The sequence below is a fragment of the Corynebacterium sp. HMSC072A04 genome (assembly GCF_001809235.1).
GTDB lineage: Bacteria > Actinomycetota > Actinomycetes > Mycobacteriales > Mycobacteriaceae > Corynebacterium > Corynebacterium hiratae.
Window position 1 is genome coordinate 50,712 of sequence record NZ_KV796799.1, and the last position, 13,070, is coordinate 63,781.

Annotated in this window: 11 protein-coding genes and 1 tRNA gene; 6 read left to right on the forward strand and 6 right to left on the reverse strand. The window is 62.8% G+C overall.

What is annotated here, in order from left to right:
- The first annotated feature begins 175 nt into the window (after positions 1-175).
- The 6 genes from HMPREF2565_RS09050 (at position 176) to HMPREF2565_RS09075 (ending at position 6,981) form a co-directional block, all read left to right on the forward strand.
- A complete protein-coding gene (locus HMPREF2565_RS09050) occupies positions 176-1,828 on the forward strand; it encodes an L-lactate permease (protein WP_049155101.1) in 1,653 nt (550 codons plus the stop codon).
- 324 nt (positions 1,829-2,152) lie between these two features.
- Complete coding sequence (locus tag HMPREF2565_RS09055) at positions 2,153-2,938, forward strand: (Fe-S)-binding protein (RefSeq protein ID WP_010187137.1); 786 nt, start codon at positions 2,153-2,155, stop codon at positions 2,936-2,938.
- Positions 2,938-4,443, forward strand: coding sequence for a LutB/LldF family L-lactate oxidation iron-sulfur protein (locus tag HMPREF2565_RS09060; RefSeq protein WP_070511539.1), 1,506 nt, complete (start codon positions 2,938-2,940; stop codon positions 4,441-4,443). Before HMPREF2565_RS09055 ends, HMPREF2565_RS09060 begins: the two co-directional genes overlap by 1 nt.
- Complete coding sequence (locus HMPREF2565_RS09065; protein WP_071407187.1) at positions 4,440-5,069, forward strand: LutC/YkgG family protein; 630 nt, start codon at positions 4,440-4,442, stop codon at positions 5,067-5,069. The genes HMPREF2565_RS09060 and HMPREF2565_RS09065 overlap by 4 nt, the downstream gene beginning before the upstream one ends.
- A 104-nt stretch (positions 5,070-5,173) precedes the next feature.
- On the forward strand, positions 5,174-6,769 hold the full coding sequence (locus HMPREF2565_RS09070; RefSeq protein WP_070511535.1) for an alpha/beta fold hydrolase: 1,596 nt from the start codon (positions 5,174-5,176) through the stop codon (positions 6,767-6,769).
- A gap of 138 nt (positions 6,770-6,907) precedes the next feature.
- Positions 6,908-6,981: transfer RNA gene (locus tag HMPREF2565_RS09075), tRNA-Arg, on the forward strand.
- A gap of 207 nt (positions 6,982-7,188) precedes the next feature.
- Here HMPREF2565_RS09075 and HMPREF2565_RS09080 read toward each other — a convergent pair.
- From HMPREF2565_RS09080 to HMPREF2565_RS09105, 6 genes are all read right to left on the reverse strand, one after another.
- Positions 7,189-7,629, reverse strand: a complete 441-nt coding sequence (locus HMPREF2565_RS09080) for a hypothetical protein (RefSeq protein ID WP_070511533.1) — start codon at positions 7,627-7,629, stop codon at positions 7,189-7,191.
- Positions 7,630-8,012: 383 nt separating this feature from the next.
- Positions 8,013-8,237 carry a hypothetical protein gene (locus HMPREF2565_RS09085; protein ID WP_246819134.1) on the reverse strand — a complete coding sequence of 75 codons (225 nt, stop codon included), beginning with the start codon at positions 8,235-8,237 and terminating at the stop codon, positions 8,013-8,015.
- A 164-nt stretch (positions 8,238-8,401) separates the two neighbouring features.
- Positions 8,402-8,695 carry a molecular chaperone GrpE gene (locus HMPREF2565_RS09090; RefSeq protein ID WP_071407189.1) on the reverse strand — a complete coding sequence of 98 codons (294 nt, stop codon included), beginning with the start codon at positions 8,693-8,695 and terminating at the stop codon, positions 8,402-8,404.
- A gap of 64 nt (positions 8,696-8,759) precedes the next feature.
- On the reverse strand, positions 8,760-9,269 hold the full coding sequence (locus HMPREF2565_RS09095) for a MarR family winged helix-turn-helix transcriptional regulator (protein ID WP_046648908.1): 510 nt from the start codon (positions 9,267-9,269) through the stop codon (positions 8,760-8,762).
- Between the two features lie 24 nt (positions 9,270-9,293).
- Positions 9,294-11,879: an AAA family ATPase gene (locus tag HMPREF2565_RS09100; protein ID WP_071407190.1), complete on the reverse strand. Its 2,586-nt coding sequence runs from the start codon at positions 11,877-11,879 to the stop codon at positions 9,294-9,296.
- Between the two features lie 3 nt (positions 11,880-11,882).
- Entirely contained in the window at positions 11,883-13,007 is a 1,125-nt protein-coding gene (locus tag HMPREF2565_RS09105; RefSeq protein ID WP_071407191.1) for a metallophosphoesterase family protein, read from the reverse strand.
- Positions 13,008-13,070: the final 63 nt, after the last annotated feature.

Below are 13,070 nucleotides of genomic sequence, written 5' to 3' on the forward strand. Positions count from 1 at the left end.
GTCACCCACCCCCATCAGGTGAACAATGCGGCACAGCGAAGCACCAAGTTCTACCCTAAAAGGCGTTATCTGAATCGATCCAACCTTTCGCCCTCTCGCTCGGCCGAAACATGCGGTGCCGCATCTTGGGGACCTCCACGGGGACGCCGACGGGAGCCAACTGGAATTGAGCTTTATGTCAACCTTCAATATCACCACCGACGCCATTGCTGGCAACGTCGGGCTCACCGCGCTGGTGTCGACGCTGCCGCTCATCGCGTTCTTTATCATGCTCCTAGGGCTCAAGGCCCGCGCTCACACCTCGGGTGCGGTCGCGCTCGTAGTGGCGGTTCTCATCGCCATTTTTGGCATGGGCATGCCAACCGGCATGGCTTTGTCCTCCGCGGTGCGCGGTGGACTCTTCGGCCTCTTCCCCATCGTCTGGGTGATCATCACCGCCATCTGGTTCTACGAGGTCACCGTGGCCTCTGGCCGCTTCAATGACCTGCGCAAGACCTTTGATCTCTTGGGCGATGGCGATATTCGCATCCAGGCCATCCTCATCGCTTTCTGCTTCGGTGGCCTCTTGGAGGCGCTCGCCGGCTTCGGCGCTCCGGTAGCAATTACGGCCACCATGATCCTGGCCTTGGGTGTTAAGCCGCTCAAGGCGGCCACCACGGTGCTCATTGCCAACACCGCGCCCGTGGCCTTCGGCGCGGTGGGCATCCCAGTCACCACCGCGGGCTCGGTCGGCGGGCGCACCGCCGAGCAGACCGCTGACATCGCCGCGTTGATTTCCCTCCAGGTCCTGCTCATTGCCGCCGTCGTGCCTTTCTTCATCCTCTTTATCCTTGACGGCATGCGCGGTGTTAAGGAGGCCGGCCCCGCCGCGGCCGTCATCGGCATCTCCTTCGCCATTGCCCAGTGGGCCGCGGCTACCTTCTTCGCCTACCAGCTCACCAACGTCGTGGCCTGCATCGTCTCCCTCGGCGCGGGCTTCATCTTCCTGCGTGTGTGGAAGCCCAAGGGTGTCGACAGCCTGCGCGAGCGCATGGAGCTGCCCGCCCAGGAGGAGGTCACGGATCTCAACGGCAGCCGCATTTGGATGGCCCTGCTGCCCTATGCCGTGGTCACCGCTGTCTTCGCCATCGCCACCGCATGGCCGGCCATCTTCGGCTTCCTCCAGGTCAACGTTGCCTGGCCGCTTCTCGACGGCACCGTCTTCGACGCCGAAGGCCACGCCATGGACACCGCCTTCACGTTCAACGTGCTGGGCAACCCGGGAACCCTACTGCTGATTTCCGGCATCATCGTGGCCCTTATCTACATGACCTTCAACGAGAACGGCCGCTACAAGCTGGACGCCTCCGCGCCGCTGACCAAGTTCGGCGAGGTTGTCTCCCGCATGAAGTTCTCCGCGCTGACCATCATCCTGGTCCTCGCACTGGCCTACACCATGAACTACTCCGGCCAAACCATCTCCATCGGCCAGTTCGTGGCTTCTGTCGGCGGCATCTTCGCGCTCTTCTCCCCCGTCCTGGGCTGGATCGGCACCGCCGTCACCGGCTCGGATACCTCCGCCAACGCACTCTTTGCCAACCTGCAGGTCACCGCCGCCGAGCGCATCGGCGTCAATCCGGACCTCATGCTGGCCGCCAATACCTCCGGTGGCGTTGTGGGCAAGATGATCTCCCCGCAGTCACTGGCCATCGCCGCCACCGCCGTGCAGATGGAGGGCGAGGAATCCCGCATCTTCAAGGCGGTCGTGGGCTACTCCGTCGCCTTCCTCGCCGTCGTGTGCGTCATCGTCTTCCTCATGACCAACGTGCTGGGCTTCTTGGTCCCCTAAAAAGGTTTAGCCACACAGTTCTACACCACTAACTACCCCCAGATTCGGGCGTCTTCATCGCCCAGTCTGGGGGTTGCCTCATATCGGCCGCGACCGCTGCGACCATCACCGCACGTTAGGAATTTCACAACATTAGTGTTGCGATAAAAAGCCAGGTAGGAGGGGTAATCCCGTGTCGATAATGTGAGTTTTGGGCGGTAGGCTCAAAGGTACACACTCGAAAAATGCCCAGTGCGGCTGTCCTGGTAGCGCGCATCCGAGCACAACTCCGCTGTGCACAGCACGGGACAAGCCACATGGAGGCAGATTAAGGAGCGCTCACAAATGCGAATAGCATTGTTTTCCACCTGCATCGGTGACTCACTTTTCCCCGATGCCCACAAGGCCACGGCCCTGATCCTCTCCCGCCTGGGCTACGACGTCGTCTTCCCCGAGGAACAGACTTGTTGCGGCCAGATGCACATCAACACCGGCTACCAGGAGCAGACCTTGGGCATGATCCGCACCTATGCGGACGCCTTCGCGGATCCCTCCATTGATTACGTGGTTTCTGCCTCCGGCTCCTGCGTGGGCGCCGTGCGCGAGCAGCACGAGATGATCGCGGACCGCTTCGGCACCTCCGCTGATGTGGACGGCGCCAAGAAGGCAGCCGGCAAGACCCTGGACTTGCCGGAGTTTCTTGTCGACGTCGCCGGTGTCACCAACGTCGGCGCCTTCTTCCCTCACCGCGTGACCTACCACCCCTCCTGCCACGGCCTACGTTTCCTCAAACTGGGTGACCGCCCCTACCAGCTTCTTAAGGAGGTCGAAGGAATCGACCTCGCCCCGCTGCCTAATGCTGAAGAGTGCTGTGGCTTCGGCGGCACCTTCGCGCTCAAGAACGCCGAGGTTTCTGCCGCGATGGTGGGTGACAAAACCCGCCACATCCGCGAAACCGAGGCCGAATACGTCACCGGCGGTGACTCCTCCTGCCTGATGAACATCGGTGGTGCCCTGGCCCGCCAGCGCTCCGGTGTTCGCGCTATCCACTTGGCGGAAATCCTCGCCTCCACCAAGGAACACCCGTGGACTCCTACCTCTGCGGCCTACTCCAAGGAGAAGATGCTCTAATGACTTCCTTCCTCGACACCACTCCTCCGCGCGCTCCTGAAGGCTACGGCAACCTGCGCGGCTCGAAGGCCTTCGTGCCGCTGGCTCACGTGGGCCTCAACAACGCCACCCAGCGCCGCAACCTGCACCACGCCACCACCACGATTCGTGACAAGCGCCAGCACGCCGTGGATGAAACACCGGACTGGGAGCAGCTTCGCGACGCCGGCTCGGCACTCAAGGATGACGTCGCCGTGCGCATGGGCGAACTGCTGCTCCAATTCGAAGAGCAGGTGACCAAGCGCGGAGGCATCGTCCACTGGGCACGCGACGCCAAGGAAGCCAACGAGATCATCGAGGGTCTTATCCGCGAGACCGGTGAGACCGAGGTGGTCAAGATCAAGTCCATGGCCACCCAGGAAATCGCGCTCAACGAGCACCTGGAAGAGGCCGGCATCCACGCCCAGGAAACTGACCTGGCGGAGCTCATCGTCCAGCTGGGTGAGGACAAGCCTTCCCACATTCTGGTCCCGGCTATCCACCGCAACCGCGCGGAGATTCGCGACATCTTTGTCAACAAGATGCCGAATACCGATGACTCCCTCAAGGCCGAGCCGGCGGAACTGGCTGAGGCATCCCGCCAGTTCCTGCGCGAGCAGTTCATGAAGGCCAAGGTCGCCATCTCCGGCGCTAACTTCGGTGTGGCAGAAACCGGCACCATCAACATCGTGGAGTCCGAGGGCAATGGCCGCATGTGCCTGACCCTGCCGGAGACCCTCATTACCGTGATGGGTATTGAGAAGCTTGTCCCGACCTTCCAGGACCTCGAGGTCTTCCTGCAGCTGCTGCCGCGCTCCTCCACTGCAGAGCGCATGAACCCGTACACCTCCATGTGGTCTGGTGTGACCGAAGGTGACGGCCCGCAGAACTTCCACATCGTGCTGCTGGATAACGGCCGCACCGCTGCTCTGTCCTCCCCCAAGGGCCACGAGGCACTCAAGTGCATCCGCTGTTCTGCCTGCCTGAACGTCTGCCCGGTCTACGAGCGCGCCGGCGGCCACGCTTATGGCTCCGTTTACCCGGGCCCGATTGGTATCTCCCTGACGCCGCAGCTGACTGGCATGAAGGACCACAACGATCCGTCGGCAAGCTTGCCCTATGCCTGCTCCCTGTGCGGCCGTTGCGACGAGGTATGCCCGGTGCGCATCCCGCTCTCCCAGGTCATTCTGGAAAACCGCTACCAGAAGGTCACCCACGCCACCCCGCCGGTCGAAGAGAAACTCTTCCAGGTAGTTGAGCTGGTGTGGAAGAACCCGAAGATCTGGAACCAGATCACCCACATGGTGGCGCTCGGCCGTGTCCTCGGCGGTTTCAACGGAGTCATCGACAAGCTGCCGCTGTTCATGTCTGGGTGGTCCGACGTACGCGACACCGCCGTTCCGCCGAAGAAGTCCTTCCGCCAATGGTTCGACACTGACGAAGCTCAAGAACTCCTCGCCCAAGCCAAGAAGGAGGGCATCAAGTGACCACCGCCAAAGAGGAAATCCTCAACCGCATTTCCGCCGCCCAGAAGCAGGCCGGCCTGCCGGACCACGTAGACATTCCGCGCGAGTACCAGAAGGAAGGCACGCTCAACGAGGATGAGCTGCGTGAGATGCTGGTGGACCGCCTCGAAGACTACAAGGCTGATGTGCACGTCACCGATGAGTCTGGGTTGAACTCCACCCTCGTGGACATCCTTAAAGAGCGCGGTTGCTCGAACGTCGTCTACGCACCCGGCATGGACGCTGGGCTTCTCGACGGCTCCGAAGGCACCACCACCCCAGACGACAACGCCAAGGACCCGCGCGAGCTCGACGCTGTCGATGCCGTGGTGACCGAATCCCACGTCACCTCCGCGCAGACCGGCACCATTGTGCTTGAGTCCAATGAGACCTGTGGCCGTCGCGCGCTGACCCTGGTGCCGGACCGTCACGTGTGTATCGTGCGCAAGGACCAGATCGTCTACGGTGTCCCGGAGATGGTTTCCCGTATGAACCCGGAGCGCCCGGCAACGTGGATCTCTGGCCCTTCCGCTACCTCGGATATCGAGCTCTCCCGCGTGGAGGGTGTCCACGGCCCGCGCGATCTTATTGTGGTGATTGTTAAGTAGTGTGACGTTCGGGGGCACCCGCCCCTTCCGAACACTCGGCTCACATCACCCCCGGCGCATAGGATAAGGCACGTACTTATTAACGATTTGAGGAGCCTTATTCTATGCGTCTTTCTCGCGTTTTAGGCTCGGTGCTGGGGCCCGTAGCTGTTGCTGCCGGCCTGGTTGCCGCGCCCGCTGTTGCTCACGCCGATCAACCCACCATCAACTGGGGCCCGTGCCCGGAAGGGGTCACCGAAGAGCGCGCTGAATGCGGGCACGTGACCGTTCCGACCTATCACGATGCCCCGGAGAAAGGCACCATCGACGTCGGCCTCATCCGCCTCAAGGCCACCGGAAACCGACAGGGCACCCTGTTTACCAACCCGGGTGGCCCGGGCGGTGACGCGTATAGCTGGGTGAGCTTCGCCGCGTGGCCGGAGGAAGTCAAACAGAGCTACGACATCATCGGTGTGCAGCCGCGTGGCCTGCGCGAGTCGGGAGAGGTGAACTGCACGGCCAGTGAGCTGGGCGCCAATCCCCTTGCGGAGATGACGCAGATCGGCGCGATTACCCGCAATGACTGCGAGAAGAACACCCCTGGCTACACCGACTCCCTGACGACGGAAAACACCGCCAAGGACTGGGAGGTTGTCCGCCAGGCACTCGGCGAGGAGAAAATCAACATCGCCGGTCTCTCCTACGGCACCTTCCTGGGCTCCACCTACGCCACGCTCTACCCACAGCACACCGACAAGGTCGTGCTCGACTCTGGCATGAACCCGAACATGGCATGGAACCAGATCTTCGCTTCCCAGCAGGCAGGCTACGAGAATGCGCTACATGACTTCTTTGCGTACGTGGCCAAGAATGACGCCACCTACCACGCCGGAAAGACCCCGCTGAAGGCCTACGAGCGCTGGTCCCAGATTGTTGCCGCCGAGGCAGGCGTGCGCCCGACTGTGCTTCCACCAAACGCCCAGATTGGTGACCTCCCGCCGGGGCTGGAGTTCGCCGGCCAGCCAGGTGCCAATATCATGACTGCTACCGGTGAGCTGCGCGTGCAGGCGGAGCACCTCGCCGGCAAGGTACGCAACCCGCAAGCTGTCCAAGCCTCCTCGCCGACGCTGTCCGCAACCCGTGAGCTGCTCCCCCGCCCGGAGGCCTGGGACACGCTGGCCAAGCACATCGGCGGCATCGAGCCAATTAACTTTGAGGAGCAGGCAGCACAGCAGCCTCAGCAGGATCCGCAGCAGGCTCAGCAGGACGTTCTCAATGCCGTGAGCATGCAGAACATCATCATGTGCAATGAGAACACCGCGCCGACGGATCCCACCCTCATTCCGGCGTTCCTCTGGTCGAACTTCGTCACGATTGACCCCTTCACTCTGTTCAACTCGATGTACGCCTCCGGCGCGGGTTGCGGTGGCCGCGCACCGGTCAACACCCCGATTGCCGTCTCCGGCCAGAACCTGCAGACCAAGCCGCTGCAGCTGCAGGCCACCGGTGACCCGCAGACCCCGTACGCTTTCTACCGCGGTCTCTCGGATCCGATGCAGTCCCGCGTGGTGACCGTCCACGGCCCGGGTCACGGCCACTTCGCGATGGGCAACAAGGCCGTCGACCAGATCGTGGTTGATTACCTGCGCACCGGTGAGGTCCACACCGCGGATGCGCCGGGCTTCTTTGACCAGCCCCAGGCACAGGAGCAGCCCGCTTAGTCGCACAGGCTGCGGGAGACGAGCGAGCGGCGATCCTAACCGCTCGCTCCTCCCACCACACCCCCATCGGCGTGAGGCCAATTACTGCGCTTCAGTCTTTATAGGCTAGAATCGCATCGTTGGCATTTCGCCAGCAATGCCCTTGTAGCTCAGCGGATTAGAGCATCGGTTTCCGGTACCGAAGGTCGCAGGTTCGATCCCTGTCAGGGGCACTTTTTCATGCCTAAATCTCTCCACTCAGGCTGCGCCCCGGCCCGTATTTTCAATAATGCCACGAGTGCGGGAAAGCCTTTCGCACTCTGCCATTCTGCATTCCCCCAGACCTGAAACCCACAACCTGCAGGTGGGCGTCGCCCAGCGCTCAGCGGCACCAAGCCACTCACTTGGAGGTTTCGGGATCGAGGTCTGGGGATATGGAACTAGCGCAAGCGCGCCTCAATATCCGCGACCACTTCCTCAGGATTCTTCGCAGAGGCGATAAGAGAGCTACTGCCCTGCTCGATGCGCACGGTCGGCCCAGAGACGATGTAGGCCGGAGCGCCGTCGACAACACGCGGGCCCGCGCCTTCCTTGAGCCCAGTCTCAGGCCCGACGCGGGCACCAGTGATATCGCTGAGTGCAATTCTCTTCGTGAAGATACCCAGGATGGAAACCACAACGTCATCGTCATTCACGACGATCTTCACCCGCATCATGATGCAGGCCACGGTTGTAGCGATGACCAAGGCGCCAAAAAGGATGGCTGCCCACGTGGAATCGATCATTGCGGGTACCACTGCGGCCACGACGGCAAGGCCAACGACGATTCCGGACCACAAGAGCGGTCCGTTGAGATAGCGAACGTAGATGCGAGAGTCCATGGAGTTCAGGCTATCGGATGGCTTCGCCCTTCGCGCTCACCGAAGCCGCGGGCGGCGGCTGTTTAAGGCTCGCGGTGAGCGCGAAGGGCGAAGAAGTGATGGCTCGGAAACTAACTCTCAGGCTCGACACTGCCCTAGTTGCCAAAGATCAAGCGAGATCTTGAGGCGGGAGCGATAGTTTTGTCAACGAGGGCAGCTGCGCGGCGGCCTGGGCATGGTTCTACGCATGCATGAAGCCCTTCCCGAACCGCAATGGCTTTCGGCGCAAAGGAACAGGTTGAGTGTTGCGGCAGGTGAGAAGGACGAAGCCCCAGCAGGAAATTCTGCTGGGGCTCAAGTCAAGCTATTCTCCCCGCTGGACGGTAGCGAGGGGGCGAACCAGGCTACTGGGTGATGTGCTGGTTGACGATCGGCTGGGGGATGTCCAGGGTGCCGTGCTCGACGTAGTACATGCCGAGCATCAAAGCGCCCAGCATCACCACGGAAAGAAGCATGGAGGGAATCCACTCAACGAAGACGGAAACCCAGCCATCAGCCTTGTCACGGGCAGCTGCTTCGCGCTGCTCCTGAGCCAAATCGCGCTCGACGATCATGTTTAGTCCTTTCACTTAGCTCCCTGTGCCTGAGAAGTTTTCGCGGAAACCGTCTCGTGGTGGCATGTGGGATGCTCGCCCATTAACACAGAGTATCTTAGCAGTTTATGCAGAGCTGACCGTAGTTAAACGCAGATATTTCGGCCGCTATCCGCCTTTAGTATGACACCGACTGTGGGCTAGACCCCAGGGTCCTCATTGTTGTTGAGCGCTTCGACGAAGTCCTCACGATCCTGCAACATGCGCTCGATGTCATCCTCCGTGCCGATAATCCACAACTGGGAGGCATCATCGAAGGTCAGAGCCCCGTCTGGGTGCTGTTCGAGGGCGTGCTCGAGTGCGGCGGTTTGCTCCTCGCTGAGCTCTTCCAAGTCCTCGGCGGGGCCTACCTGAGCGCTTAGTTCCTTCAGCGGCGTGATGCCGTACGTGGTGTATTGGCGCTGCGGATGCTCGAACAGTTCTTGTCCCATCATGATGTGGACAGGTCACCTCCTGGTGCGTAAACGGACGGGGCCCACTGTACCCCGATGGGCACAGCTAGTGGTCACGAGTGCCCAGGCGCTCGTCCGGCACGAAGCCGTCATAGCCCGGAAGGTTTTTCTCCGAGAGCACGCCTTCACAGAAGCGCAGAAGCGCCGGAACATCGGCGGGATCCAGATGGTCAAAGACCATGCGGCGCACGGACTCAACATGCTCCGGTACCGCCGCCTCAAGGCGCTCTCGGCCGGCCCGCGTCATGACGACCTCCACGCCGCGGGCATCGCCTGCGCACTTTTCTTTACGTACGAGCCCACGCTTTTCCATGCGGGTGATCTGGTGGGAAGCGCGCGAGCGGTCCCACTCCAATTCTGTGCACAGCTCGCGCAGGCGCAGGGTGTGCTCGGGTGCCTCCGAAAGCGAAACAAGCACCGAATACTCGGCCGCCGAGATATCACTGCAGGCCAAGAGAGTTTCCTCCATGCCGCGATTAATCTTGCGAATGCTGGCCAGGAGTTGGCGCCACAACTCCTGCTCGCTGCCGGTGAGCCATCGAATATCCGCTGTCATGGCACTTACCCTACACTCCGGCTCTTAAGCATTCCTAAGCCTCTCCATGTCAAGGTCTATGCGCCCCGGTACCCAGGAATAGCGCTGCGGCATACAGGTGAGCACGATGACCTGTGTTGTCTTCCCTGCCTTAGTAAACAGCGCAGCCATGAGCTGGAGGCGCTGCGAGTCGGTGGAGCCCAGCGCGTCATCGATCACGACGGGCACCGGTTCACTGGACACCAGCTGGGCGATGGCAAAGCGCGTCAGGATGCTCAACTGCTCCTTCGCGCCCCCGGAGAGCGCGTCGAAGGCCACGGTTTCGCCGTTGCGGCTGCGCGCCTGCACCTTGAGCTCTTCGGAAAGCTCGAAGTCCACGTCACCGCCGAACACGGTGCGGGCTAGTCCGTTGAGCGCAGTGACGAAAGGCGCGGCATACCGCTGACGGGCGGCGTCGCGATGGCGCAGAATGAGCGAACGCAGGTAGCGCGCGGCCTCCGCGCGGCGCTCGATGGCAGCGTGGCGCTCACGAGCAACGTCGAGTTCGGCAGCGGATTTCTCCTCATTTTCGGCTGCGCCCGAGTGCATATCGATAAGCCCGCGGAACTCACGCATATCCCCCACCGCCGCATTGACCGCTGCCTTCAGGGAATCAACGTGCGTATGCGCTCCCCGCGCCAACTGCTCCGCGGTGTCGACATCGACGGCGGACATCTCCTCCAGCGCTTTCTTCTCAGCAGCGTGCGCGGTTCGTGCTGCTTCGATAGCGGCGGTCACGCCGTCATCCGATAACTGGGCACGCGCCGACTCCACTGCCGCGGCTTTAGCATCGCGCTGCGCGGTGGCCTCCTCCGCACGGACCATGGCCACCTCCAGTGCCGCGCCCGCCTTGTTTTCGCGGTAAGGACCTAAGGCGCGATCAAGCTCATCCAGCTTCCTGCGCAACTCCTCTTCCTCACGCTCCACCACAGTCAGCTCCCGCGGCTTCGCGTCGTCCTCAGTAGTCCCGCCGGCCTCCTCGGCGTCCTCAGCATCGGCCGCGCCCGCCTCAAAGCGCGCACGCAGCTCACCGAGGTCCTCCCCGCCCAGCGCAGCATGAAGCTCGCGGGCAGCAGTATCCGTGGCGGAGGCCAGCTCCGCGTGCTTTTCGTGGGTGGCGCGGGCGGACTCAAGGTCTTCGCACCCGGCATCCTCCAGCAGGCGTGCGAGCTCAGCGCGGGCCTTCTCCACGCCTTCCTCACCGCTATCACCTGCGCCGGCTGCATAGCGGGCGGTGATATCACCGACCTTCAGCGTGGTGCCCTCGCGCAGTTCGACTGCCAGTTCTTGACCGTTCTCCAGCGCACGTTCCTCGCCATCGACGACAAAGGAGCCCTTGCCGGAAAAGTAGAGCTTGGACGCCGCGGCCGCCCGCAGGCGCTCCTGGACGGTGACCTCGCGAGCCGCGTCCTCCAAGGCCTGAAGGTTCGGTACGTCGGGAGTCGCCGCCAGCTCACGGCGGCGGGCCGCCAGAGTCTCTTCCAGTTTGTTCAGTGTTTCGAGTCGGGTGCCCAGGGCCTCACGTTCAGCGCGCTGCTGCTCGCGGCGGGCGCGCTGGCGCTCCTCACGCACGGCCTCGTAGCGCTTGTGGAACTCGGCGCGCTCTTTTTCTAGTTTCGTGCGGGCGGCGGCCTCTTCCTCAGCACGTTCGCGGGCTTCCACAACCGCGGCGGCGGCACGCTCTGCTAACTCTACGGCTGCGGCATGCTCAGCAACCACAGCTTTACGGCGCTCCGCTCCCTCCTCCGAGCGCGTCACGGCCTCCGCCGCCCGAGTCACCGCAGCCTCCTGCGCGGTGACCTTCTCCTGTGCAGCCCGAGCGGCGACCAGCTCACCGTCACGGCGCTCGCATTCTTCCGCGGCTGCCGGCAGAGCGGCTTCAGCCTCGGCCTTCTTCAGCTCGGCGGCTTCATAGCGCTCCACCACGCCGTCGAGCTCCCGCAGCGCTGCCTCGGCGGCAGCGTGCTTCTCCTCAGCATCCGCTAGCGCGGCGATGGCAGCCTTATAGTCTCCTGCCGGCTTGTCTGTCTTCGCGGTGAAATACTCCTTGTACTCCGCCTCGATGCGCGTGAGCAGCTCGGAGTCTTCCGCCGCAGCACTCGCCCCGGTCTCCTCCTCCAGCGCCGCGGTCAGGGAAGGAATGCCCACCGCGGCGATGCCTTGGTGGTCGTCGTCCTGGCGGACGAAGAGGGCGTCGAGAAGCACGCGGTCCACGTGCTCACTGAGGATTCGATCCAGCTCCCCATCCGCCTCGGCTCCGGTCCACTGGCCCGGGCGCGGGGAGAAAACGTGCAGCTCCGACGTGCGTTTCTTCACCCACCGCTTGCGAATGCGGAAGCGGTAAGGCCCCACGGTCGCCTCCAGCGTGACCTCAGGCCCCACATCGCGGCCGGCAGGCTGCAGCGCCCTCACCGGCTTGGAATTAGCCGTGTGCTTTTCCGTGAGTACGAAATCGATGGCCTCCACCAGCGTGGACTTTCCGGCCTCGTTCGGCCCACCGATGACCACCACCCCGGTCTCCGGCAGGTCCTTGACCTCCAGGTGCTCCACGCCCCGGACGTTGTTCAGTTCAACAGAATGCAGCTGCATCATGGTTTAGGCTCCCTTCGCGCTGAGGCGGAACAGCAGGTTGGCAGCGTCGCGGGCGGTGGGGTTGTCCAAGTCCTTGAGCAGCTCCGCTAGCGCATTGGCGGCATAACCACTCAAGCTCAGTTCGCTGAGCTCCTCTTCTGAGGGCGCCAAATGCAGGTCCATGGTCCTCTCGCGCGGTTTGAGGGAGGCAAAAACCTCCTCCATCTCCGCCAGGCCTTGCTCCAGACGGGCCTGCGCGCTCAAACCCACGGTGCCGCGCAGGCTGTACTTGACCGCAGTGCGAATCTTTTCCGGCACCGCGTCCAGCTGTTCCAGGAAGCCCTCGACATCCTCCATGGAGTCGATGTCCGCATCAATCGCCCGGAAGTCCCAACGGCCAACGCGGTGCTTGACGACGTCCACCCGATCCCCCTCAACGGTCACCACCAAGGCGTTGCCCGAATCGCGCTCCCTATCGTCGAAAGCGGTGGTCTCTGGGCTGCCCGAGAACCACACTTTGCCGGAGCGGCCCAAGGATTCAGTGGAGTGCGTATCCCCCAGCGCCAAGTAATCGATAACCCCCTTATCCAGACACTCCTCCACGAAGGCGAGGTCGATCGTATCCGCATCCGAGTCCTCGCCTTCGCCCGCGCGGGATTCCACCTGGCCGTGGCCCACCGCGATGCGAACCGCACCCTCCTCGGCAGGCGGCAGCGGCTCCAGCGCGCGGCGCACGAGGTCATAGTTGGCCCGCTTGGACAGGTAAGGAGCACCGACGATCTCCACGCCCGGGCGCACCGCAATCGGCTCCGAATCAGCAATCACGTGCACGTTATCCGCAAAGGAGTTGAAGAAGATGGAATCCGCCACGAGAGGGTCATGGTTGCCGGGCAACAGGTAGACCGGAACCGGCAGGCGCTTGAACATATCCTTCGCCCGCAGCAGCGTGGACTTGCTCAAGGAGTTGTGTTCAAACACGTCACCGGCCACGACGATGAACTCGGCACCCGTCTCGGTGGCCAGCTCCCCCAGGCGCAACACCGCCGCCTCGCGGTCATCATCAAAACGCGATTGCGCCGCGGGACTTAAAAACCAGCGGGTCATGCCCAGCTGGAAATCGGAGGTGTGGATGAACGTGACCGCGGCCATGCAAACTCCCTACAACGTGGTCCAGGGCTGGGCGTGTGAGCCCCTCCCCTGATGGTGGCAATG

What these genes read in the sequence shown, in the direction of transcription:
- HMPREF2565_RS09050 (WP_049155101.1), top strand. Translation starts at nt 176, where the DNA reads ATGTCAACCTTCAATATCACCACCGACGCCATTGCTGGCAACGTCGGG.
- HMPREF2565_RS09055 (WP_010187137.1), top strand. Translation starts at nt 2,153, where the DNA reads ATGCGAATAGCATTGTTTTCCACCTGCATCGGTGACTCACTTTTCCCC.
- HMPREF2565_RS09060 (WP_070511539.1), top strand. Translation starts at nt 2,938, where the DNA reads ATGACTTCCTTCCTCGACACCACTCCTCCGCGCGCTCCTGAAGGCTAC.
- HMPREF2565_RS09070 (WP_070511535.1), top strand. Translation starts at nt 5,174, where the DNA reads ATGCGTCTTTCTCGCGTTTTAGGCTCGGTGCTGGGGCCCGTAGCTGTT.
- HMPREF2565_RS09080 (WP_070511533.1), bottom strand. Translation starts at nt 7,629, where the DNA reads ATGGACTCTCGCATCTACGTTCGCTATCTCAACGGACCGCTCTTGTGG.
- HMPREF2565_RS09090 (WP_071407189.1), bottom strand. Translation starts at nt 8,695, where the DNA reads ATGATGGGACAAGAACTGTTCGAGCATCCGCAGCGCCAATACACCACG.
- HMPREF2565_RS09095 (WP_046648908.1), bottom strand. Translation starts at nt 9,269, where the DNA reads ATGACAGCGGATATTCGATGGCTCACCGGCAGCGAGCAGGAGTTGTGG.
- HMPREF2565_RS09100 (WP_071407190.1), bottom strand. Translation starts at nt 11,879, where the DNA reads ATGATGCAGCTGCATTCTGTTGAACTGAACAACGTCCGGGGCGTGGAG.
- HMPREF2565_RS09105 (WP_071407191.1), bottom strand. Translation starts at nt 13,007, where the DNA reads ATGGCCGCGGTCACGTTCATCCACACCTCCGATTTCCAGCTGGGCATG.